Genomic DNA, 21,918 nt, shown 5'->3' with positions numbered 1-21,918 from the left:
CGTGAAAGCCGCACTCGTGACAGATTTCTAAGGCAGGCGAGTTTTCCTGTGTCCCAAAGTAACTTATGGGCGTTAGGAAAATCAGACATCACCCGGCTTCCGGCCGGGCCTGCTGGAGAAAGTCATAGTGCTGCGTCGCGACCTTGTAAAAATCGGTGCTGGCCTCTCGATACTGGGGGCTAGCAAGATCGCCCGGGCGGCCCCTGCCGCCGCGCCGCAGGCGACGGCGTTCGACAATAACACCGTACGCCTCATCGCACAGAAGCTGTCGAAATCGGCTTACAAGGCGCCGCAGCAATCTCTGCCCAGCGCCATCGACAATATGAATTTCGACCAGTTTCGCGGTATTGCCTACAAAGAAGATCGCGCCTTATGGCGCGGTCAGAATCTGGCCTTCGACGTCGAATTCTTCCCGCGTGGCTTTCTGTACCGCCCACGTATCAACATGAACGAGGTCATAGACGGGCAATCGACGCCCATCGTCTATGACCCCGACATGTTCACCTATCCCGATCCGATGCTGCGCGTGACCGACGATCTCGGCTTTTCGGGCCTGCGCCTGCGCAATGCCATCAACACGCCCAATGTCATGGAAGAATGCGCCGTATTCCTTGGCGCTTCCTATTTCCGCGCCGTCGCCAAGGGCCAGAACTACGGTCTTTCAGCACGCGGCTTTGCCAATGGCACGGGCGATCCGAAGGGCGAGGAATTCGCCCTCTTCCGCGAATTCTGGCTTGAGAAGCCGAAGCCCGGTGTCGATTCCGTCGTCATTCACGCCCTGATGGACAGCCCCTCGGTCGTGGGCGCTTTCCGTTTCACCATTCGCCCCGGCGCCACCACGGTGTTCGATGTGCAGTCGAGCTTCTATCCGCGCACCGACATCACCGAAGGCGGCGTGGCGGCTCTCACGGGCATGTTCTATTTCGACGCCAATAACCGCAATCATGTCGATGACTGGCGCCCGGGCGCTCATGACAGCGAAGCGTTGCAGATGTGGACCGGGACGGGCGCGCAGCTTTACCGCCCGCTCAACAACCCAGTCGATCTGCAGTTCTCGGCGTTCCAGGATGCCAGCCCGCATGGCTTTGGCCTGATGCAGCGTCGCCGCTCGTTCCATGATTTCGAGGATCTTGCGCTGAATTATGAAAAGCGCCCGTCATTGTGGATCGAACCCATCGGCGACTGGGGCGAAGGCGCCGTCGATCTGGTTGAAATCCCGACTCCCAACGAGGTGAACGACAATATCGTCTCGTTCTGGCGCCCCAAGCAGACCATGCAGGCCGGGCATGAATATGCCTATACCTACCGCATGTACTGGGGCTGGGACACGCCCTGGCCGACCGATCTCGCCCGTATCGGCGCCACCCGCATCGGCGCCGTGACCGACCATGCCGATGGCCGCATGTTCGTTATCGACTTTACCGGCAAGCCCTTCGAGAACCTGCCGCCCAACGCCGCTTTCCATCTTCTGCCGCAGGCCTCGACCGGCACCATCAAGAATGTGGTGGTCGAGCCCAATCCTGAAATCAAGGGCTGGCGCACGACGTTCGAATTCTATCCGGGCAGCGCGAAGCTGGCGGAGCTGACCTGCCAGCTTGCCAATGAGCAGGGCCCGATTTCCGAAAAATGGATGTATCGTTGGACGCCGTGAGCAGCCTTCCCCGCAAATTCACCCCTTTCGACGTGCTTCCGGCGGAATCGCCTCTCGAGATGCCGACGCAGAACCTGCGTCAGCGTCCCGAGACGTTCGGGCGTGACCGTCATCCCCCCACCACGCCGCCCTTTCTCTGGCTGCGTCGCCTGTTCGTCATCGGAGGCGCCATCCTCCTGACGGCATGGGGCGCCTTTGAAATGAACCGGGTGCTGAACAGCATGGGCGTTTCGACGCTCGGCATTATCGTGCTTGCGCTGTTCGTCATTCTCGGGGCGTGGATCTCGCTTTCCTTCACCTCGTCCCTGGCCGGTTTCGTTTCGGTACTGCGCCATGGCGGGCTTGGGCTGGGCATATCGCGTGACACGCCGCTGCCTGCCCTCATGACACGCACAGCCGTGCTCATGCCCACCTATAACGAAGACCCCGACCGCGTTCTGGTCGGGCTGCGCGCCATTCATGACAGTCTGGTGGCCACAAGCCGTATCGACGCTTTTGATTTCTTCCTGCTTTCCGACACGACCGATCCGGATGTCTGGATTCGTGAAGAGCGCGCCTATCTCGCCTTCGTCGAGGCCGTTCATGGTCAGGGTCGCGTTTTCTATCGTCGCCGCCCCAAGAATATCGACCGCAAATCTGGCAATCTCGAAGAATGGGTTAAGCGCTTCGGCGGGGCCTATCAGCAGATGCTGACGCTTGATGCCGATTCCGTCATGGATGGCGGGCTGATCGTCCGTACCGTCTCGGCCATGGAGCGCCACGAGAAAGTGGCCCTGATCCAGACCCTGCCCGTCATCATCGGTGGCAAGACGCTTTTTGCGCGGATGCAGCAATTTGCCGGGCGTGTCTATGGCCCGCTCATCGCCCATGGCATTGCCTGGTGGCACGGCTCCGAGGGTAATTACTGGGGCCATAACGCCGTCATCCGCACGCGCGCCTTTGCCGAACAGGCCGGTCTGCCCCATCTGCCGGGTCGCAAACCCTTTGGTGGTGGCATTCTGAGCCATGATTTTGTCGAAGCGGCCCTCATGCGTCGCGGCGGCTGGGCCATTCACATGATCCCCGGTCTTTTCGGCTCCTATGAAGAAAGCCCGCCCTCGCTCACCGATGTTGCCATTCGCGACCGTCGCTGGTGCCAGGGCAATCTGCAGCATGGCAAGATCGTGCTGTCACGCGGCCTGCACTGGGTCAGCCGGATGCATATGATGGTCGGCATCGGCGCCTATATCACCTCACCGCTCTGGCTGCTTTTCCTGCTTTTCGGCATCCTGATTTCGCTCCAGTCGCATTTCGACCGGCCGGAATATTTCGGTGACACCAAGACCCTCTATCCGCATTGGCCGCAGGTCGATCCGGTACAGGCAAAATACGTGTTCATCGGCACCATGGCTGTACTGCTCGCCCCCAAGGCGCTTGCTCTGATCACGACGCTGTTCGACCGCGCCATGCTGCGTAGCTGTGGCGGGGTACTGCGCCTGACGGCCTCCATTGCTCTCGAGACACTCATCGGTGGCCTCATCGCCCCCATCGCCATGCTCATCCATACCTCGGGCGTGATCTCCATCCTGCGCGGGCGCGATTCTGGCTGGAACGCCCAGAACCGCGATGACGGTCGCGTTTCCCTCAAGGAAATCGCTCACGGCTACTGGATCTACACCGCTTTCGGTGTCGTCATGGCTGCCGCTGCCTGGTCTGTCTCCTTCTCGCTGTTCCTCTGGATGACACCGGTTCTGCTCGGCCTCGCGCTTGCCATACCGCTGGCGGCCATGACGGCCAGCCGTGATGTGGGACTCTGGCTGAAAAGCTGGGGGCTGCTTCTGATTCCTGAAGAAACCGCTCTGCCGCCCATCCTGCAGCTGGCCGCCGAGAACGATCTGCGCCGGACACAGGCTGAAGCCATGCCCAACCGTCCACCCGAAGAGGCTTTTGCCGCCCTGCGCGTCGATCCCGAACTGGTGGCCGAGCATCGCCGCGCCCTGCCCGCCCCGCGTAAACCCGGCACCGCCATCGATGCCAACCTCGTTGTCGGTCTGCTGAAACTGCGCGAGGCTCCTTCTGTCGCCGATGCCCTCAACGTGCTCACGCGTCAGGAAAAGGCCGCTGTTCTCTGCAGTGCAGAAGGCCTCGATCTGGTGCTGGCTCTGCCTTACTGAAGCGGCATCCGGGGCTTTGCCCCGGACCCGCAGAGGGGTTGGTTTTTTCAGTCCCTGCTATGCTTTTCTGACCGGGCGCAGGGCTGCATGGCTTGCAAAGCCTCGTCAGGGTGCCACCCTGAGACGCGAAGGGGCTGGCCCCTTCGATCCCGCTTCAACGACGGCTGTTCTTTAGCGGGGAAAGGGGCGAAGCCCCTCGGGAAGCCTCAACAGAAAACACCCCCGACATAGTAAAAAGGCCAGCCCTTGCGGACTGGCCCCTTCGCGAATGCTTTTACAGGCAGGACTTACTTGTAGTCCTGACCGCGCTGGCCGACCTGCGCGCAGAGCTGCGTGCGATGGCTGAGGTCGAGCGTGGACACATCGAACGGCACATTCGTGCTGGTCTGCAGCAGGCCCTTGCCGCCGAGCGAATAATACTGATCGTTCTTCACGTCAGGACGCTTGGCAAGGGTGCGACCGACAACGCGCAGGGTGGTGCCATGCACAAGGTGGTTGCGCACGCAGTAGCTTGCGAGCCCGGCCAGATTGCCAGCCTTCGCTGAGTCGAGCGAGGGCAGACCATAGGTGTCGAGCACGCCCGGCGTGGCGGCAGTCGACACCGTGTCGCTCACTTCGGCTCCGCCAACCGACTGCATGACGTTGGTGGGCGCATGCGGTGCGCCATCGCGGTGCACGGGCAGCGATCCGGCAGGCATGACGGTGGACTGAGTGCCAGGCGCAACCGAGGGAACGGGAGCCTGCTGGGCGTGAGCTGCACCAACAAAAACGAGGCTGCACAGAGCTGTCAGGCCGAGGCAAGTACGTGCGAACATGAAAAACTATCCTTTGTCTGCTCTTCGTCAGACCCCGCCTGCAAAGCCGGGGGCCGTTAAAACGCTTTCTCCCGAAGCCGAATGCCGGGGTGAAGGACGTGTGCTTTTGTAACATGTGAGCCGGGCGCAGGTTTGTTCTCACATCGAAACTTCGCAGAAACAGAATTTTAGGGCGTTGAGGCGCATCCTGTTCTGCCGCACTCTACCGACCTTGTTTCTGAACAACTTCGAGGCCTTGCCATGATCCCCCCCGCTCCCCGGCGCGTCCCGCACACCATCACCCAGCTCGGACGTGTCAGGCAGGATGATTATGCCTGGATGAAGGATGAGAACTGGCAGAAGGTGCTGCGCGACCCATCGCTGCTGCGAACCGATATTGCCGAGGCCCTGCGCGAAGAGAACGCCTACACCGAGCATTGCCTCGAAAAAACGGCGCCCGTGCGCGAGGCCCTGCTCAAGGAAATGATCGGGCGTATCCCGCCCGCCGAGGATTCCGTACCCTGGCCCGATGGCGCGTGGCTCTATTTCTCGCGCTTTGCGAAAGACGCCCAGCATCCGGTCTATCTGCGTCGCCCCCGCGCCGGAGGGGATGAGCAGGTTCTTCTCGATGTCGAAGCCCTTGCAAAGGAGCATGCCTATTTCGCGCTCGCGGGCACACGCCATTCCGACGATCATCGGGTCTTCGTCTACGCGGCAGACATGCAGGGCTCTGAAGTCTATCGCCTGCACAGTATCGACCTCGAAACAGGCAAGGCCTATGCCCCTGCGGTCGAGAGTGCCGCAGGCAGCTTCGTCATTTCGCCTGACAGCCAGTGGCTGTTCTGGGTCTATCGCGACGATAATGGCCGTCCGTCACGGGTCTATCGCCGTCCGCTCGCCGGTGGTGAGGATGTGCTGGTCTTTGACGAACCGGATTCGGGCTTCTTCGTCAGCCTGAATGTCACGGCGTCGCGCAAGTGGATCGTGATTGAACGAGGCGATCACGATACCAACGAGACGCTTCTCATTCCTGCCAGCGACCCGACACAGATGCCGCAGGTTGCGTCTCCTCTGGTACGAGGCGAACGCTACAACTTCACGCACTGGAATGACCGCTTCATCGTTCTGACCAATACCGGCAACGCGATCGATTTCCAGTTCATGCAGGTGCCGGATTCCTCGCCGTCACGCGAAAACTGGACGCCCTTCGTGCCGCACGAGCCGGGTCGCTTCCTGCTTGGCGCCGCCGCCAGCCGGGATTATCTCGCCTGGTCCGAACGGGTGAATGGCAATATCGAAATCCATGTCATCCGTCAGGATGTGCAAGGTCCGGTACGTGCCGAGGCCAGAACCATCGGCATGAAGGAGGAAGCCTTCGACCTCACCTTGCTCGGCTTTCTCGAATATGGCGATACGACACTGCGCTATATCTATGAGTCACCGACCACGCCGGCCCATTGGTACGATGTCGATATGGCGAGCGGCGCCCAGACCCTGCAGAAGATCCGCGAGATTCCGTCAGGTCATGACCCGGCCCTGTATGAAACGCGGCGTCTTTTTGCCCGTGCGTCTGATGGTGCCGAAGTGCCGATCACTGTGCTCAAGCGCCGTGACACGCCATGCGATGGCACGGCACCGCTGCTACTTTACGGCTATGGCTCTTACGGCATCTCGATGGAATCCGGGTTCAGCACCTCTGTCTTCAGTCTGGTAGATCGTGGCTGGATCTATGCCGTTGCCCATATTCGTGGCGGATCGGAAAAGGGCTGGGACTGGTTCCTTCAGGGGCGCGGCAAGCACAAGCCCAACAGCTTCACCGATTTTGTCACCTGTGGGCGTCATCTCGCAGCACAGGGCTATGGCAGGGAAGGGCGCATCGTCGCCCATGGTGGCTCGGCAGGCGGGTTGCTTATGGGGGCAGTCGCCAATCTCGCCCCCGATCTGTTCGCTGGTATCGCGGCACAGGTACCTTTCGTCGATGTGCTGAACACCATGTCTGACGACACCCTGCCGCTCACCCCGCCCGAATGGCCCGAATGGGGCAATCCGCTGGAAGACGGTGACGCCTATGACCTGATCGCCAGCTACTCGCCCTATGACAACATCCGGCCCGTTGCCTATCCGCCGGTTCTGGCCATGGGCGGTCTGTCAGACCCGCGCGTGACCTATTGGGAACCCGCGAAATGGATCGCGAAACTACGCGAAATCGCCCAGGGTGGGCCCTTCCTGTGCCGCATCAACATGGATGCCGGTCATGGAGGGTCTTCAGGCCGGTTCAAGCGTCTCGAAGAAGTGGCCTATGTGCAGGGCTTTGCCCTGTGGGCCATGGAACGACGCCCACTCTGATCAAAACAGGCCCGGCAAAGCGCCGGGCCTGATTGTCAGTCGTCATTCTCGTTCGGCGGGCGGGATTGGGCAGCCGCACAGAGCGGCGGCAGTTTGGGGTCGCTCTCGCCCTTGGTACGGCACAGCCTGCGCGCATCGGCCCCGCAGACCTCAATCGTTTCCTCGAAATCGGATTCGAGCACGTCGCGGGCGACCGCAGCATCCTGGTTGTTGCTGTCGGTATCCTGATTGGCGACGATACCCTGCGTCTTGTGCAGTTCCTTCAGCGCTTCGACGCATGTATCGCTCGCCGAGTCCGGGTCGGTCTGTAGCACACCGAGAATCCGGTTGAGCACCGACGCCGGATCGTTTTTCGGATGAGGCGCAGCCTGGGCCGCAAGTGGGAGTCCCAGGAGGAGGATGGCGAAAACAGGCAGGGCTTTCTTCATGGAATCAGGATAATTGCGTTTCTCTCCTTTGAAAACGCCCAAAATAAAGGCTTTCGGCGCCGGGAAACGCAGCAAAGAGTTGACTCCCGCCATGCCGGTTAGTATTCCGACCACCTCTCGCGGGCGCGACGCCCGTTCGTCTTGCATGGCCCGGGAAGCAAATTATCATGAAGATCCGTAACAGCCTCAAATCCGCAAAGCTCCGCGACAAGGACTGCCGCGTCGTTCGCCGTCGTGGCCGCGTCTATGTCATCAACAAGAAGAACCCGCGTATGAAAGCACGCCAGGGCTAATCTCCTGTTGATGCCGAAACGGAGCCACCGCCCCGTTTTGACGCATTGCACGGCCCTTTACCGGGCCGTCGTCAGGCCGTGTCTGCTTTTCAGCAGCGCGGCTTTTGTCGTTTCTACGCTTTCCTCTACCCATGCCGCGCCTGTTCCGGCTCTTCAGCCCAGCCAGATAGCGCCTTCTGCCAAGGCCACTTCCCCCGCCAAGCCGAAACCCGATCCGCTGCAAGAGACCAGCAAGGCGCTGCGTGCGGCAAAGACCGCAACGGAAGCCCGTGAGCTGGAGCGCCGCGCTGAAACCCTACGACAGAAGGGCCTGTCGACCAGCACGCGCCTTCTGCTCGAAAATGCCGATTCGAGCCTCAAGGCTCATGATTATCGCAAGGCCGAGGCCGCTCTGGACAATGCGCTTGTCCTCCAGCCGGACAAGGCCTTCATTCGCCGCGGCCGCGCCCGCGTACGCTACGCGGCAGGCGATTTCGAAGGGGCTATCAGCGACCTTGGCGTCGCCCTTCAGAAAGATCCTGACGATCCATTGTCATGGCAGCTCCTCTCTCAGATAGAGGAAGAGCGACATGACATGAAAGCCGCTCTCGCCGCCGCCCGGCAGGTGCTTGTCGTCGATCCGCTTGCCAGCAATGGTGCCAAACGTGTGAAGACATTGCAGGCCGCCGTGGATGGACGTCCGATTTAAAGCACGTCACGATCTCAACTCTGTCGCGTCTGCGTTGTTTGATAAGACAGAGACGTCAAAGGAGAATCCGATGTTCAAGAAGAACAAAGCCAAGGTCACTGAACTGACCGCCCCGGACGAAGGCAAGAAAGGCTGCTGCATCAGCAAGATGTGCTGCTCTGCCAAGCCGCAGACGAAAGAAGCCATTCTGGGTGGCCTCACCTTCCTCAGCCTGTTCGGCCCCAAGAAGCTGCGCCCCCATCTGCAGCATATTCTCGCCGTCATCGCCATCGTCACCTTCGTGGTCAAGGCCATCAAGCCCAAGCGCGAAGACAAGGCTGCCTGAAAAAGCCTCTCCTGTCGGGAGGTACTTCCCTTGCCTCCGACAAAAGGTCGTCGTCCCCTCAATATCCCGCAACGGGATAAGAGGGGCGATCTCCTTTTTGGGGGGCGGGACGGTGCCTCGCAACCTTCCTACAGAAACGAAATCGGATCGATATCAATGTCGATCCGCTCATGGCTCGAAAGCTTCACGCCCTCAAGCCATTGCCGCAGAATAGGCTGCACGGCTACGTTGCGCCGTGTGCGCAAAAGCAGGCGTCGGCGATGACGACCCCTTAAAATAGCCAGAGGCGCTGGAGCGGGGCCAAGCACCTGCGTTCCGGGCAGTTCGGGCGCTCTGGCACCCAGCGTGGCAGCCAGACGATCGGCGGCTTCGGCGGAATCGGCGCTGACAATCAACGCTGCCAGACGCCCGTATGGTGGCCAGAAACCGGGCTTTCTCTGAGCAGATTCCTGTTCCATGAAGGCCTGATAGTCGTTCGAGACGAGCGCCTTCATGACCGGGTGGTCGCCCAGATAGCTCTGCAGAAGCACCGCGCCCGGCTTGTCGGCACGACCGGCACGACCAGAGACCTGATGCAGAAGCTGCACGGTGCGCTCTGCGGCGCGCAGATCGCCCCCGCCCAGCCCGAGATCGGCATCGACCACACCTACAAGAGTCAGATCAGGAAAATGCCAGCCTTTGGCGACAATCTGGGTACCGATGACAAGATCGATCTCCCGGTCACTGATGCGGCGCACGGCCTCAGCTGTCGCAGAGGGCGAGCCAAGCGTGTCGGATGCCATGACCAGAATACGCGCGTCGGGAAAATGCAGCCGTGCTTCTTCATGAACACGCTCGATACCGGGGCCAATCGCCACCAAGCTGGCTTCGGCATCGCATGACGGGCAGGTTTCGGGCAGCGCCTCATGATGACCGCAATGGTGGCAGGTCAACATCTGACGGGCGCGATGCTCGACCAGCCAGGCGGAACAGTTCGGGCATTCCATGCGATGGCCGCAACTGCGGCACAGCGTCAGCGGCGCATAGCCTCGGCGATTGAGGAACAGCATGGCCTGTTCCTGACGCTCGAAGGTCGCGCTGATGGCGGCAACGAGTTCCGGCGACAGAAACTGACCGCGCTCCGGCGGGGCGCGTCGCATATCGACCAGTCTGACATCGGGCAGGGTCGCATTGCCATGACGACTATGGAGGGTGACATGCTGGTATCGCCCGTTCTCTACATTGGTCAGGGTTTCGAGACTGGGCGTGGCCGAGACCAGTATCGCCGGCACGTCGGAAAGGCGCGCCCGGACGATGGCCATGTCGCGACCATGATAGGTCACGCCTTCTTCCTGCTTGAAAGCGGATTCATGCTCCTCATCGACGATGATGAGGCCAAGATCGGGAAAGGGCAGAAACAGGGCAGAGCGCGCGCCAACGACCACAGCCGCCTGCCCCTGAGCGATGGCGTGCCAGGTCTCCCGGCGCTTCTTGCCGCCAAGCTCGGAGTGCCACAAGGCAGGCTGCACACCGAAACGGCGTGCGAAACGGTCGGTCCATTGGGTGGAAAGAGCGATTTCAGGCAGCAGAACCAGACATTGCCGCCCGGCCGCAAGACAGGCAGCCACAGCCTCGAAATAGACTTCTGTCTTTCCCGACCCGGTCACACCCTCCAGCAACGTGACACCAAAACGATGGGCCTTGACCCCTTCTGACAGATGATCGGCGGCCTCGCGCTGCTCCTCTGACAAGTGAGGGGGGTGAAATCCCGCATCGGGAGGCGCAAAAAGAGGCGCAACGACGAGCGGGGCCTCTTTCAGAACGCCCGCCGACGCGAGGCCGCGCAGCACTGCGGGAGAAACGCCGGTTTTTTCTGTCAGCGCTGCCGTCGAAAGCGGCACATCCCCTATGGCATCGAGTACGCGTTGCCGGGCTTCGGTCAGGCGTAGCCCGGCAAGATCGGCCTCCCCCCTGATCCAGCCAAGCTGTACGCGGGTCGGCTGTGTGTGGCGCGCCCTGATGGCCATGGCCAGCACGAGCCCGGGTGGGGTCAGCGTATAGGCAGCCAGCCAGTCGATGAAGCGCCGAAGATCAGCCGGGATCGGGGGCAGATCGAGCTGCCCGAGGATCGGCTTCAGTCGGGCGAGGGCAACCTCTCTGGCAGGTGCGGGCGCAAAATCGGCCGGGACATCGCTTTGCGTATCCCATACACAACCAGTTTCCTGCCTGCGCCCCAGGGGCACGCTAACCAGATCGCCGGGGGAAACACGCCCTTCAGGGGCCAGATAATCGAGCGGTGTCGGAAAAGGCAGCGGCAGCAGAACGCTGACACGCACCGCTCTCTCGCCATCTGCTGTCAGCTTCATTAAGCTCGGTTCCGTCATGTTGCCTGAGCGCCCCCTTCTGCCCTGTCCTCTTAACCGAGACGAGGTCCGCCGTCATGCAGATGCATGAATGTCTCGAAAACTGGCTGGACTGGCTGGCGCATGAAAAACGGGCAAGCCCGAACACCGTGCAGGCCTATCGCAATGATGTGGCATCGGCACTCGGCTTTCTTGGTGAGCATCTGGGGCAGGAGCCCGATCTGAACGCTTTCGCCGCTCTGCGCACGGCGGATTTTCGCGCCTGGCTGGCCCATGACGCAAGCCGGTCAGAAATGCAGCCAGGGACACCCGATGGCCGCGCCCGCTCGCGTGCCAGACGGGTCTCGGCCCTGCGGTCTTTCACCCGCTATCTCAATTCCATCCATGGGGTGAGCGCCTCGGCATTGAGCCAGCTGAGCGCGCCGAAAACCCGTAAACGTCTGCCGCGCCCCCTAGCGCGCGACGTCGCACGCACGGCTCCTGTTGAAATGGCGGCGCTGGCCGAGCACCCGCTCTGCGCCGCGCGCGATGAGGCCCTGTTCACCCTCTTATATGGGGCAGGGCTGCGTATAGGCGAGGCCCTGTCGCTGAACGTGCGCGATCATGACCGGGCCGCGCAAAATGGCCTGCGTGTGGTGGGCAAAGGCGGCAAGGAACGTCTGGTGCCGCTTCTGCCTCATGTCGCAAAAGCTCTTGCGGCCTGGCGCGTCCATCACCCCTGCCCCATACCGGAGGCGCCGCTCTTTGTCGGGCTGCGCGGCAAGCGCCTGCAGCCTGCCGTAGCGCGACGCGTGATGCAGCTCTGGCGCGAACAGGGCGGGCTGGATGCCAGCGCCACCCCGCACAGTCTGAGGCACTCCTTCGCCACCCATCTTCTGGAAGGCGGCGCCGATCTGCGCGCCATACAGGAACTTCTGGGGCATGCCAGCCTTTCTACGACCCAAAACTATACGCTGGCTGATGAAAATCATCTCCTTGCCGTCTGGCAGGCTCACCCACGCGCAAGGAAATAAGAACACGTGCTGCGCCCTGCTCTTGCCCTGCCCGCCATGATCATGGCCGGATTTCTGCCCCCTCGTGCTATGGCCACGCCTTGCGCCGCCGAGCGTATTGCAGAGATCCCGCTCCACAACGACGCGCTGTTTCTCAACGCGCCTGTCGTGCTCGACGGGCGTCAGGCGCGCTTCATTCTCGATACCGGGTCCGAAGGCAGTCTGATCACGCCCGAAGCGGCGGCGGCACTGCATCTGACGCCCGACCCTGCCCATGCAACCGTCATTCAGGGCCCGAATGACCGCGGCCAGCTTGCGCCCAACATGCTGATACGCGCGCTTTCCCTCGGCCTAATCCCTCTGGGTCAGCGCTCCATCCCGCTGGGCGCGCTGCCTGGCCTGCCGATCCTGACCCCACCCATTGCCGGGCTGATGGGGGTCGATCTGCTCCAGCATTTCGATCTCGAATTCGATGTCCCCCATCAGCGTCTCACTCTCTGGCGCCCCGTCGGCCAAAGCGGTACTTGCGTGGCGAAACCGTCATGGCCAGCCGGCTATACAACCCTCAAGGCCAGACATGAGGGCACAAGACTGACCGTTTCCTTCACACTGGACGGCCAAAGCGGCACAGCCCTGCTCGATAGCGGCGCACGCTCACATATTCTCTCGCGACGCTTCGCCCATGCGATGGGCATTACAGACGATGTTCTGCGTCAGGATCCGGGCGGCGTGACCAGTGGTGTCGATCTCAATGCGCGCTGGTATCACTGGCATCGCTTCCATGCGCTGCATCTCGGCGAAGAGACAGCCGGTAGCGGTAACCCGATCTGGAAAGACCCGGTTCTGACCGTTTCGGACATGCGCGATAATGTGGATATGCTGCTTGGTGCAGACTGGTTTGCCCAGCACGATATCTGGGTTTCTCTGAGCGCTGGCCGCGTCTGGGTACGTTGAGACGGAAGGCGGGACCAAGTCGACTGGCGGGGGATCTGGAAAGGATTCCATGGTGGAGCTGAGGGGAATCGAACCCCTGACCTCCTCATTGCGAACGAGGCGCTCTCCCATCTGAGCTACAGCCCCACGGAACGCGACGGAGGCTACACGGATTCATGTCAAAGTCAAGATTGACGGCCTGTAATGCCTGGGCTCGGTTGTGCGAGGCCTGTGTCAGGCGTTAGAAGAAATGCCTTGCCTTCCTGCAGAGAGACCAGACGTGCTGATCCTTACCCTCTACAAAATCATCATGATGCTGATCCAGGTCTTCACCTGGGCACTGGTCCTTTATTGCGTCATGAGCATGCTGCTGGGTTTCAGAATTCTCGATCCCAGCAACCGCTTCGTTTACAATGTCGCCGTCTTTCTCGGACGGATCGTCGAGCCCGTTCTCAACCCGGTACGGTCGATCCTGCCTCAGTTCGGTATGCTCGATCTCAGCCCGCTGGCGGTGCTGCTGGCGCTGCAATATCTGGTTGTCCCGGCGTTGCGCCAGCTCGTCATGCTGTCCCTGCAATCCCATTACTGAAACAGCGCCAACCAACGCCTCCCGGTGAAAGGGCGTTGAAACAGCCTTAACAGGGTTACAAGACGCCCCAGAATACCCTGAAAGCGCCCGCGCTGCAGAGAATGTTCATTCGCGGGCCAGCTTCTCTGCCAGAAGAACGAGGCGCGTTAAAGAGCTCTGGCCCGATCAGCTCTGCAAAACCGGCCGGGCACATCCTGCGGCGTATCCGGACACCCGCAGCGTCCAGACATGAGACGCGCCATTGCTCGGTACCTGCCTGCCATCAGTATAACGACGCCCTGCGGGGCCCACGCAATCAGGTCGCAGATGCCCTGAAAACCCGTTCCCGGCGGCCCCCCTAGTCGGCGACATCGCTCAGCTCGTGCCAGCCCAGCTTTGCCGAAAGCTGCGAAGCGGTCTGACGTATCTGGGGCGCCAGGGCCTTCATGCGCATGAGCGGCATCTCGCCGGCACGTTCCGTCACGCTGATCGAGGCGACAATCGCTCCGGTCGCATCGCGCACGGGCGCGGCAACACAGTGAACGCCGATCTCGTCATCTTCCAGATCGAACACGCAGTCAGAGGCGCGGTAGAAGCGCATGCGGTTGATCCAGCTTGGCAGACCGGCAGGCATGTGGCGATAGCTCGCCCGGTAGAACCGCGCCCAGTCGCTTTCGCTCTCATCGAGAATCAGGGCGCGCCCCGTGCCCGTGCGGGCAAGCGGAACATGCTGGCCCGTGCGCGTGCGCAAGGCGAGCGGGTGACGACCCTCAAGACGCATGAGATAGATGACATGGCTGTCAGAGCGCACGCCGAGATGGACCATCTTGCCGGTGGTTTCGTTGAGATTCTGCAGCAGGGGGGCGGCAAGACCAAGAAGCGGCGAGGCCGTCTGGGCCTGCGCTGTCAGTGTGGTCAGCTTCTCTCCCAATCCGTAACGGCCGGTCGATTTCAGGCGCAGCCAGCCCTGCTGCAACAGCGCCGCAGTAAGGCGTTGCGTTGTACTGCGCGTACACCCGATTTCGAGCGCCAATTCGGAAAGTGTGTCGACCCCGGCCTTGACGGCCAGGATGATTGAAAGACCACGACCAAGGGTTTGCGTACCCTGGGGCCAATCTTGATCCGAATATGCCACGTGCCGCTCCATCCCATCATGAACGGTGCCTTGTTCATTTCAAGGACTTATCGTTCAATTCAAAGGTTCAAATTGCTCCACAAGGGGGGCGAGAGCATCTCATAGCGTTATTCGTGGCCCGATAAACCATTATCTGCGTTTTCTGGTCACATCTATGTAATCAAGACCGAAGAAGTGCCTATTACAAAGAAAATCAGTGCTTACGGTCAGGAAATTTTATCTGGTATAATCTTGGCCAATATTTTCCAGTAACGAATACCCTGTCATTTTTTTGATCAAAAGCGATCCCGTTGGCGACAGCATCGGGATCGAAAGAGTTAATGTTTTCTTGCAGCGCAGTGAGATCGAGCCAGGATTTCACTTCACCCGTTACGGGATCGATTCTAGCTATTTCCGGCGTCATCCATATATTCGCCCAGATTTCACCGTGGATATATTCGAGTTCATTCAGTCTTCTTACTGGTACACCGCCCGCTGTTACACAAAGCTTTGCCAGGACATGAAGTGTCACAGGGTCAAGGCGCCTCAGGCAGGGCGTTCCATCGGACATGATGAGCGTGCGGTCGTCATGAGTCAGGCCCCAGCCTTCACCGAGATAGGAAAAACCCCCGATTCTCGCCAAACCTGGGTAGCTCCAGATAAAGCCCTTTCCGCTGCGCCAGGTCAGGCTGATCAGCCGGTCACGCCACGTGACGATACCTTCACCAAAATAGCCGTCAGGCAGAACACTCTCTGCCAGAACCTTGCCCGTATCGAGCGCCACCTTTCGTATGACGGAATGCCCGACCCGCCCGGTACTCTCGAACAGGGAGCCATCCTGAAAAAAGAGACCTTCGGTGAATGAGGTCGGGTCATGCGGCAGAACGGCCACCACTTCGGCCTGCTCTACAGGCACCACAGCGCCTGCCATGGCATCATTTCGGGTCGAGGCGATCAAACCCAGACAGGCGGCAAGTCCAAATAGCCGGAAACGGAACCAATTCATCGGGCGACACTTTACGACGGGACGTTATGACGCCCGCTATAGACACTGCCACGCCGTTTTTAAAATCACATCCCGCGCCAGAACCAGAACGGCGACCCGTTTAACGCCATAGCCGCCACGAAACCGGGATCTACGCCTGCCGTGCCGCACCCTGCTCGGCTTCGGTTCCATAAATAGCGACGAACGCCTTGCCGATACGTCCGGCAACGAACCGGATCTGTTCTTCACTGCTATCGATAGGCAGTTCAAAACGCTTGCGCTGCACGAGCCGGGTCTGACAAAGCGCCATGAACTGCTCGGCAGCAAAAACCGGATCATCGGTCCGGATCGCCCCGCGTTCGATCCAGAACTCGATCCACTGGGTCATCGTGCTCAGAGTCCTGCCAAAACCGTAACGCCAGAACGTATCGGCAAGATCAGGAAAATGCGGCGCTTCGGACACGATAATGCGATACAGACGCAGCGGGCCGGGCTGAAGCAAGATGCTGATGAAGCGCTCGGCAAGCTGTGCAAACGCCTCGGCACAGGTGATGGCGGTGAGATGGCTCTGGCAGATGGCGGGCGCGAGCTTGCTTCGGCTCAGATCCTCGATGACAGCGCCAAAAAGAGCCGCCTTGTTTTCGAAGTGATTATAAAGCGTGCCCTTCGACACCTTGGCGCGACAGGCAATCTGGGACATCGAGGCCCCTTCATAGCCGGATTCGAGAAAGATTGCCTCGGCGCCATCCAGAATCTGGCGGCGCTTCGCATTGCACGAGACGCTCTCTTCCTGACGCTCTTCCGTCGTCGGCAAGGAGATCTCTTCTTTCTTGTTCAAACGGCCCACCTGTTCTCTGCGTTAATCCTGCCCCGATCCGGCGGGTCGGACATGTGTCGCATCATTCCCGTGGAGAGAGGCGACAAACTGACCGAACGGGTCGATCAGCGCAAGGGTAAACTATCAAACCCGCGTAAATCCTGTGGTTCTGCAACGAGAATGACTTCAATGTGTCCATGAAAGGTCTAGGCACGGCTTTGTCAGATAGCGATAAAATAGCCGTGACGACCCGTTATCAGAGACATGAGATCATTATGACCCCTACAAGCCCGAATGCGTCGCGCCCCAGCCGAGCCCTGCCCCCGGGAGTTGTCACAGGTGATGACTATCTCGCCCTGATCGACGCCTGCAAGGAGGGCGGTTATGCCCTGCCGGCCATCAATGTTGTCGGCACCGACAGCGTCAATGCGGTTCTCGAAGCCGCAGCCCGCAACAACTCGGATGTCATCATTCAATGCTCCAACGGCGGCGCCCGCTTCTATGCGGGTGAAGGACTGGCTGACCAGCACAAGGCACGCGTGCTGGGTGCTGCAGCCATGGCACGCCACGTGCATCTTCTCGCCAAGGAATATGGCATCTGCGTCATTCTTCACACCGATCACGCCGATCGCAAACTCATCCCCTGGGTGGAAGGGCTGCTCGATCTGAGCGAGGCAGAGGTCGCCGCTGGCCGGCCGCCGCTCTTTTCGTCGCATATGCTCGACCTCTCGGCTGAACCGCTGGAAGACAATCTGTCTGAATGCGCGCGCCTGCTGCCCCGCATGGCCAAGCTCGGGATCAGCCTCGAGATCGAACTCGGTGTCACCGGCGGCGAGGAAGACGGCGTTGGTCATGATCTCGAAGATCATGAAGACAACGCCCATCTCTACACCCAGCCCGAAGACGTTCTGGTTGCCTGGAACCGCCTCTCACCGCTCGGTCACGTCACGGTTGCTGCGTCATTCGGCAATGTGCACGGCGTATACAAGCCCGGCAATGTGCAGCTTCGTCCCGAGATCCTGCTTCACTCGCAGGAGCATGTCGCCGAGAAGACCGGCCTCGGCCCCAAGCCGCTGGCTCTCGTCTTTCATGGCGGTTCGGGTTCGGAGAAGGACAAGATCACCGCTGCCGTCTCCTATGGTGTCTTCAAGATGAATATCGACACCGATGTTCAGTTCGCCTTCGCCAATGGCATCGGGAAATATGTGCTCGACCACCCAAAGGCGTTCCTGCATCAGATCGACCCCGAGACCGACGCGCCATACAAGAAGTTCTACGATCCGCGCAAATGGCTGCGCGTCGGCGAAAAGAGCATCGTCGATCGTCTGGAAGAAGCCTTTGCCGATCTGGGCTCCAAGGACAGATCGATCGCCACGAAGGGCTGACGGAGGTGAGCTGCGAGATCGTCCGAAGCTACGCTGTCGTACCGAGTCAGATCGAGACGTTCGAATCGACCTATGGGCCTGAAGGCCCATGGGCTCGGCTATTTCGCAACGAGCCCTCTTTCAGAGGGACCAAACTCATCGCAGACGTGATGCAGACCGGGCGCTACATCGCGATCGACGAATGGGCGTCCTATCAGGATTATCTTGAGTTCAAGACCGACCACCCCGAAGCCTTTGCCGCCCTTGACGAGGCTTGTGCCCCCCTGATCGTCAGCGTCGAGTTTTTCGGCGCCTTCCGTATCGTGCGCGGATGATGGGTCAGATCTGACTGTTTGATGAAAATACGATGACCGGGTGCAAAAACTTCTTGCATCCGGGGGGTATGACCTTTAATTGCGCGGCCTTGGCCCAAGGGGGCATGTTGCCCAACAGGCTGTCTGCTGGTTTAGAGGTACGTGATGAACGCACTTGCTCAACTGGGGATGGTATCGGGACTCCCGAGAGATAACCAGACTGTCGCATCGAACACATCTCATGAAGAGGTGTGCAAGGATTACTTTATTGAGCGTGATGGTGAACGCTTCGCCGGTCATCATTTGCTGATTGATTTCTGGGACGCCAAGAATCTGGACGACCCTGCGTCAATCGACGCAACGCTTTGCGAAGCCGCGGTTACCGCAGGGGCAACAATCCTGCACAGCCACTTCCATCACTTCACGCCGAATGGTGGCGTGTCGGGCGTGATCGTTCTGGCTGAAAGCCACATCTCGATCCACACCTGGCCCGAGCGCAATTTCGCCGCTGTTGACGTGTTCATGTGCGGTGCCTGCGACCCGAATCTCACGATTCCGGTCATGCAGCGCCTGTTCCAGGCCGGTCGCGTCGTCGCTGACGAGGTGCGCCGCGGTCGCGAGAAGATCGACAACGTAGCCTGACCGATGTCAGGATCTGCGTGAAATGCAGATAAGGCCGGGCGAGCAGCCCGGCCTTTTTTTCATGAGGGAAAGGCAGCGCAATGTCTGAATCTTGGATCAACGAAACCCTGTACCCCGACTGGGGCCAGCGCTTTCGCGTCACGCGTGAACTTGCACGCGTCAAGAGCGACTTTCAGGACATCGTGGTGTTCGAAAGCGATTTCCACGGCCGCGTTCTCGTGCTCGATGGTGTCATCCAGATCACCGAGCGTGACGAATTCGTCTATCAGGAAATGCTGACGCATGTACCCCTGCTGACGCATCCCGATGCCAAGCGCGTGCTGATCATCGGTGCCGGTGACGGCGGCGTTCTGCGTCGCGTGCTGCAGCACAAGACCGTCGAAAAGGCCGTCATGGTCGAGATCGACGGCGCCGTGATCGAGCTTTCGAAGCAGCACCTGCCCAACATCGCCGGCGATGCCTGGAACGACCCGCGCGCCGATGTCATCGTCGGTGACGGCATCGATTATGTCGCCAAGGCCGAAGACGGTTCGTTCGATGTCATCATCGTCGACTCCACCGATCCGATCGGCGTGGGCGAAGTGCTCTTTACCGACGCTTTCTACAAGGATTGCGCCCGTATCCTTTCGGCACAGGGTCTCATCGTCAATCAGTGCGGCGTGCCCTTCATGCAGGCAGACGAACTGCGTGAGACCAGTGCCCGTCGCGCCAGTTTCTTCCCACATGTCTCGGCTTACGTTGCCGCTGTACCGACCTATGTCGGTGGCTTCATGACGCTGGGCGTTGCTGCCAAGGGTGTAAACCCCACCAAGCAGAGCGTGGAAGATGTCCGCGCGCGCGCCGAAGCTGCAGGCATTCTCGGCACGACACGCTACTGGACGCCGGAAATCCATGTTGGCGCGTTCAACCTGCCGCCTTACATCGCTGAAAACCTGCCCAAGCAGGAAGGCTGAAACGCTTCTCCGGGGCTCTGCCCCGGACCCGCGAAGGGGCCTCCCTTCGATCCCCGCTTGAGTCAAATCAGGTTTCCAAAGGACGACCGTCCTTTGGCGGGGGACGGGGCAGCGCCCCGTGCAGGACCGCACTCAGGGCTCCGCCCTGAACCCGCAAAGGGGCGCACCCCTTTGATCCCCGCTTTTTGATCAATCAGTTTTCAGAAACTGGCCTCTAACGGAGGCGGGGCAGCCTGCAGGCCGCTTAATACCCGGAGCCGCTCAGCAGGCGGATCACGATGGTCTGCCACTCATCCATAACCGGGCCGTGACCCATGGCGTGACCTGCGCGGCGATACCAGTAGCGCGCGTTGTCGACGTCGTCTTCCACACGGTGCAGCCAGGCATGAACCCAGTTGCATTCAGGGTCCTGCTCGTTCGCCTGCACGATTTCATGGGCGGCGGGCCAGTCAGAGCGGCCTCCCCACCACAGGGCGAGCAAAGCGGGAGAGAGGCCCTGGGGCGGAATACCGTCTTCGAGGCTTTCCTTGAAAACGGATAGGGTCATGCTCATCGAACTCTCTCCCACTCAAACCGTACACCGGTCATGTTTTCAGAAGCCTGCCAGAGCTTTTCAGCAAGGGAAAGCCCCATGGCGGAGGGGGGAAGCATGGCAGGACCGGGCGGTCCACGTCTCTCTCCGGCCCCTTGTGGACCGTAATAACCGCCATTCCGTGCGGCTGTAGAGAGCGCAGCATAGACAAACGGTGCAGCACCTGCTGTCACATCCTGCCCCATCAGGCGGAACAACACATTCCCGAGACGATCCTGGATCATGGCAAGGGCACGGCTCGCAGGCGACCGGGAGATATCCAGAGCCGCACTATTGGTGATGATGGAACTGGTCGACCAGCCGGGATGCGCGGCACGCACATGGAGAGGGGCACCTGCCGCTCTGGCTCGGCGGTCGAGTTCCAGACTGAACAGGAGATTGGCGAGCTTGCTCTGACGGTAGCGGGCAAAACGCCGGTAGCTTTCGGTAGCGTTCAGATCATCGAGCGGTATCTCGCCTTTCCAGGCGGCGAGAGAGGCAACCGTAACGATACGCGCCTCACCGGCAATCAGCGATGGCAGAAGCCGGCCGGTCAGGGCGAAATGCCCCAGATGATTTGTCCCGAATTGCAGTTCGAACCCGTCCTGGGTGCTGCGACGCTGCGGCGGCGCCATGACGCCGGCATTATTGACCAGAACATGCACGGGTTGGCCATTCATGCGCTCGGCAAAGCGCGCGATGGAGGCGAGGGACGCCAGATCGAGCCCCTCGAAACGCAGTTTCGCACCGGGTACGGTCCTTGCGATCGTGGCAAGGGCCTCGCGCCCCTTTTCGGCGTTGCGACCGGTCACGATCACTTCCGCCCCGTTGCGCGCCAGACCGATAGAAGTAGCAAGACCCAGACCACCAGTTGCGCCGGTGACGATGGCCGTTTGCCCCTGGCTGGATGGATAGACTGTCTCGCTCATGTCGCATCCTTTTCAGCCGGAGCCTCGGCCTTGGCCTCTTTCAGAGCCTCATCCGTCAGCCGCTTTTCATTTTTCTTGAGGAAATAGAGGCTGACCCCAAGGAACAGCACGACCAGAGACCCGATACCGATGGCAAGGGGGCCGGAAAGGCTGAAGATTTCCTTGCCAAGAAAATAGGTCGCTACCGCATAGCCACCCGCCCAGACTACGCCACCGAGCGCATTATGCCAGAGGAAGGATTTCCAGGGCATGTGATTTGCCCCGGCCAGCAAGGCCACGAAGACGCGCAGAATGGCGACGAAACGACCGACGAAAACGACCGTCCCGCCATGACGCTTGAACAGATACCGCCCCAGAAGCAGGCGCTCATGGGTCAGCCCAACCTTGCCGCCATGTTTCTGAAGCAGCTTGAAACCGACGGAACGCCCGATCAGATAGCCGAAATTATCGCCCATGATAGCGCCGGTCACAGCCGCGACAACCACCCAGCGTATCTCGAGATGATGGGTCGTGGCCGCATAGAGCGCTGCCCCGATGATCAGGCTTTCGGCGGGCAGGGGCAGACCCATGCTTTCCAGCATGACAACCACGCCAACAATGCCGTAGCCGTACTCCTTCAGCAGATGTTCCAGAAAATGCAGCAGGGCTCTTATCCTTGGTGGGCTTGGCGATAAAGAGTCCGACTTGATGCCTGAAAGCCGCTCCCAGGAAAACTC

At 60.3% G+C, this 21,918-nt stretch carries 22 protein-coding genes and 1 tRNA gene; 13 read left to right on the top strand and 10 right to left on the bottom strand.

Annotated elements, in window-relative coordinates; all coding sequences use genetic code 11:
* Positions 1-127 precede the first annotated feature (127 nt).
* Together AAID99_RS12150 and mdoH are read left to right on the top strand one after the other, a co-directional pair.
* Positions 128-1,651, top strand: coding sequence for an OpgD/OpgG family glucan biosynthesis protein (locus AAID99_RS12150; protein WP_498494007.1), 1,524 nt, complete (start codon positions 128-130; stop codon positions 1,649-1,651).
* Positions 1,627-3,804 (top strand): glucans biosynthesis glucosyltransferase MdoH, encoded by a 2,178-nt coding sequence (gene mdoH / locus AAID99_RS12145; protein ID WP_498494006.1) that lies wholly within the window; start codon positions 1,627-1,629, stop codon positions 3,802-3,804. Before AAID99_RS12150 ends, mdoH begins: the two co-directional genes overlap by 25 nt.
* 287 nt (positions 3,805-4,091) lie before the next feature.
* On the opposite strand, the gene AAID99_RS12140 is transcribed toward mdoH, so the two are convergent.
* Entirely contained in the window at positions 4,092-4,619 is a 528-nt protein-coding gene (locus AAID99_RS12140) for a YjjA family protein (RefSeq protein WP_188427205.1), read from the bottom strand.
* Positions 4,620-4,859: 240 nt separating this feature from the next.
* Here AAID99_RS12140 and AAID99_RS12135 point away from each other — a divergent pair, with 240 nt between their 5' ends.
* Positions 4,860-6,944, top strand: coding sequence for a S9 family peptidase (locus AAID99_RS12135; RefSeq protein WP_188427204.1), 2,085 nt, complete (start codon positions 4,860-4,862; stop codon positions 6,942-6,944).
* A 35-nt stretch (positions 6,945-6,979) separates the two neighbouring features.
* Here the strand turns inward: AAID99_RS12135 and AAID99_RS12130 are convergent, their stop codons facing one another.
* Positions 6,980-7,372, bottom strand: a complete 393-nt coding sequence (locus AAID99_RS12130; RefSeq protein WP_498494005.1) for a hypothetical protein — start codon at positions 7,370-7,372, stop codon at positions 6,980-6,982.
* 167 nt (positions 7,373-7,539) lie between these two features.
* On the opposite strand from AAID99_RS12130, the gene ykgO reads away from it, so the two are divergent.
* The 3 genes from ykgO (at position 7,540) to AAID99_RS12115 (ending at position 8,678) form a co-directional block, all read left to right on the top strand.
* Positions 7,540-7,665, top strand: coding sequence for a type B 50S ribosomal protein L36 (ykgO, locus tag AAID99_RS12125; RefSeq protein WP_023978233.1), 126 nt, complete (start codon positions 7,540-7,542; stop codon positions 7,663-7,665).
* A gap of 37 nt (positions 7,666-7,702) precedes the next feature.
* The gene (locus tag AAID99_RS12120; RefSeq protein WP_498494003.1) at positions 7,703-8,353 is read left to right on the top strand and encodes a tetratricopeptide repeat protein; all 651 of its coding nucleotides are present in this window, start codon (positions 7,703-7,705) and stop codon (positions 8,351-8,353) included.
* 70 nt (positions 8,354-8,423) lie between these two features.
* Positions 8,424-8,678, top strand: coding sequence for a hypothetical protein (locus tag AAID99_RS12115; RefSeq protein WP_498494002.1), 255 nt, complete (start codon positions 8,424-8,426; stop codon positions 8,676-8,678).
* A gap of 128 nt (positions 8,679-8,806) precedes the next feature.
* On the opposite strand, the gene AAID99_RS12110 is transcribed toward AAID99_RS12115, so the two are convergent.
* A complete protein-coding gene (locus AAID99_RS12110; RefSeq protein ID WP_498494001.1) occupies positions 8,807-11,023 on the bottom strand; it encodes a primosomal protein N' in 2,217 nt (738 codons plus the stop codon).
* A gap of 74 nt (positions 11,024-11,097) precedes the next feature.
* Here AAID99_RS12110 and AAID99_RS12105 point away from each other — a divergent pair, with 74 nt between their 5' ends.
* Both AAID99_RS12105 and AAID99_RS12100 read left to right on the top strand, forming a co-directional pair.
* Positions 11,098-12,033, top strand: coding sequence for a tyrosine recombinase XerC (locus tag AAID99_RS12105; RefSeq protein ID WP_188427199.1), 936 nt, complete (start codon positions 11,098-11,100; stop codon positions 12,031-12,033).
* Between the two features lie 6 nt (positions 12,034-12,039).
* Entirely contained in the window at positions 12,040-12,966 is a 927-nt protein-coding gene (locus tag AAID99_RS12100; protein WP_188427198.1) for a retroviral-like aspartic protease family protein, read from the top strand.
* A gap of 50 nt (positions 12,967-13,016) precedes the next feature.
* Here the strand turns inward: AAID99_RS12100 and AAID99_RS12095 are convergent.
* Positions 13,017-13,092, bottom strand: a tRNA-Ala gene (locus tag AAID99_RS12095).
* A gap of 133 nt (positions 13,093-13,225) precedes the next feature.
* On the opposite strand from AAID99_RS12095, the gene AAID99_RS12090 reads away from it, so the two are divergent.
* Complete coding sequence (locus AAID99_RS12090; RefSeq protein ID WP_229719876.1) at positions 13,226-13,534, top strand: YggT family protein; 309 nt, start codon at positions 13,226-13,228, stop codon at positions 13,532-13,534.
* Between the two features lie 337 nt (positions 13,535-13,871).
* Here the strand turns inward: AAID99_RS12090 and AAID99_RS12085 are convergent, their stop codons facing one another.
* The 3 genes from AAID99_RS12085 to AAID99_RS12075 form a co-directional block, all read right to left on the bottom strand.
* A complete protein-coding gene (locus AAID99_RS12085; RefSeq protein ID WP_188427197.1) occupies positions 13,872-14,648 on the bottom strand; it encodes an IclR family transcriptional regulator in 777 nt (258 codons plus the stop codon).
* Positions 14,649-14,841: 193 nt separating this feature from the next.
* Positions 14,842-15,633: a glutaminyl-peptide cyclotransferase gene (locus tag AAID99_RS12080; protein ID WP_188427196.1), complete on the bottom strand. Its 792-nt coding sequence runs from the start codon at positions 15,631-15,633 to the stop codon at positions 14,842-14,844.
* Positions 15,634-15,763: 130 nt separating this feature from the next.
* Positions 15,764-16,450, bottom strand: coding sequence for a TetR/AcrR family transcriptional regulator (locus AAID99_RS12075; RefSeq protein WP_188427195.1), 687 nt, complete (start codon positions 16,448-16,450; stop codon positions 15,764-15,766).
* A 254-nt stretch (positions 16,451-16,704) separates the two neighbouring features.
* Here AAID99_RS12075 and fbaA point away from each other — a divergent pair, with 254 nt between their 5' ends.
* The 4 genes from fbaA to speE all read left to right on the top strand — a co-directional run bounded on the left by fbaA (position 16,705) and on the right by speE (position 19,702).
* The gene (fbaA, locus tag AAID99_RS12070) at positions 16,705-17,814 is read left to right on the top strand and encodes a class II fructose-bisphosphate aldolase (RefSeq protein ID WP_188427194.1); all 1,110 of its coding nucleotides are present in this window, start codon (positions 16,705-16,707) and stop codon (positions 17,812-17,814) included.
* A 5-nt stretch (positions 17,815-17,819) separates the two neighbouring features.
* On the top strand, positions 17,820-18,128 hold the full coding sequence (locus tag AAID99_RS12065) for a hypothetical protein (RefSeq protein WP_188427193.1): 309 nt from the start codon (positions 17,820-17,822) through the stop codon (positions 18,126-18,128).
* 144 nt (positions 18,129-18,272) lie between these two features.
* On the top strand, positions 18,273-18,749 hold the full coding sequence (gene speD, locus AAID99_RS12060; RefSeq protein ID WP_025841063.1) for an adenosylmethionine decarboxylase: 477 nt from the start codon (positions 18,273-18,275) through the stop codon (positions 18,747-18,749).
* Between the two features lie 80 nt (positions 18,750-18,829).
* Positions 18,830-19,702 (top strand): polyamine aminopropyltransferase, encoded by an 873-nt coding sequence (gene speE, locus AAID99_RS12055; protein ID WP_188427192.1) that lies wholly within the window; start codon positions 18,830-18,832, stop codon positions 19,700-19,702.
* Between the two features lie 244 nt (positions 19,703-19,946).
* On the opposite strand, the gene AAID99_RS12050 is transcribed toward speE, so the two are convergent.
* From AAID99_RS12050 to AAID99_RS12040, 3 genes are read right to left on the bottom strand one after another with little or no spacing between them, the layout of a single operon-like run.
* The gene (locus AAID99_RS12050) at positions 19,947-20,249 is read right to left on the bottom strand and encodes a hypothetical protein (protein WP_188427191.1); all 303 of its coding nucleotides are present in this window, start codon (positions 20,247-20,249) and stop codon (positions 19,947-19,949) included.
* 2 nt (positions 20,250-20,251) lie between these two features.
* Complete coding sequence (locus tag AAID99_RS12045; RefSeq protein ID WP_188427190.1) at positions 20,252-21,202, bottom strand: SDR family oxidoreductase; 951 nt, start codon at positions 21,200-21,202, stop codon at positions 20,252-20,254.
* The gene (locus AAID99_RS12040; protein ID WP_188427189.1) at positions 21,199-21,783 is read right to left on the bottom strand and encodes a DedA family protein; all 585 of its coding nucleotides are present in this window, start codon (positions 21,781-21,783) and stop codon (positions 21,199-21,201) included. Before AAID99_RS12040 ends, AAID99_RS12045 begins: the two co-directional genes overlap by 4 nt.
* Positions 21,784-21,918: the final 135 nt, after the last annotated feature.

The sequence above is a fragment of the Asaia sp. Ae19-3 genome, assembly GCF_059801175.1.
This window is presented reverse-complemented; position numbering and strand designations above follow the sequence as displayed.

Bases quoted from the DNA above. Each gene is read 5' to 3' on its own strand.
- mdoH (WP_498494006.1), top strand. From the start codon at position 1,627: ATGGATGTATCGTTGGACGCCGTGAGCAGCCTTCCCCGCAAATTCACC.
- AAID99_RS12140 (WP_188427205.1), bottom strand. From the start codon at position 4,619: ATGTTCGCACGTACTTGCCTCGGCCTGACAGCTCTGTGCAGCCTCGTT.
- AAID99_RS12135 (WP_188427204.1), top strand. From the start codon at position 4,860: ATGATCCCCCCCGCTCCCCGGCGCGTCCCGCACACCATCACCCAGCTC.
- AAID99_RS12130 (WP_498494005.1), bottom strand. From the start codon at position 7,372: ATGAAGAAAGCCCTGCCTGTTTTCGCCATCCTCCTCCTGGGACTCCCA.
- ykgO (WP_023978233.1), top strand. From the start codon at position 7,540: ATGAAGATCCGTAACAGCCTCAAATCCGCAAAGCTCCGCGACAAGGAC.
- AAID99_RS12115 (WP_498494002.1), top strand. From the start codon at position 8,424: ATGTTCAAGAAGAACAAAGCCAAGGTCACTGAACTGACCGCCCCGGAC.
- AAID99_RS12110 (WP_498494001.1), bottom strand. From the start codon at position 11,023: ATGAAGCTGACAGCAGATGGCGAGAGAGCGGTGCGTGTCAGCGTTCTG.
- AAID99_RS12105 (WP_188427199.1), top strand. From the start codon at position 11,098: ATGCAGATGCATGAATGTCTCGAAAACTGGCTGGACTGGCTGGCGCAT.
- AAID99_RS12080 (WP_188427196.1), bottom strand. From the start codon at position 15,633: ATGAATTGGTTCCGTTTCCGGCTATTTGGACTTGCCGCCTGTCTGGGT.
- fbaA (WP_188427194.1), top strand. From the start codon at position 16,705: ATGACCCCTACAAGCCCGAATGCGTCGCGCCCCAGCCGAGCCCTGCCC.
- speD (WP_025841063.1), top strand. From the start codon at position 18,273: ATGAACGCACTTGCTCAACTGGGGATGGTATCGGGACTCCCGAGAGAT.
- speE (WP_188427192.1), top strand. From the start codon at position 18,830: ATGTCTGAATCTTGGATCAACGAAACCCTGTACCCCGACTGGGGCCAG.
- AAID99_RS12050 (WP_188427191.1), bottom strand. From the start codon at position 20,249: ATGACCCTATCCGTTTTCAAGGAAAGCCTCGAAGACGGTATTCCGCCC.
- AAID99_RS12045 (WP_188427190.1), bottom strand. From the start codon at position 21,202: ATGAGCGAGACAGTCTATCCATCCAGCCAGGGGCAAACGGCCATCGTC.
- AAID99_RS12040 (WP_188427189.1), bottom strand. From the start codon at position 21,783: ATGCTGGAAAGCATGGGTCTGCCCCTGCCCGCCGAAAGCCTGATCATC.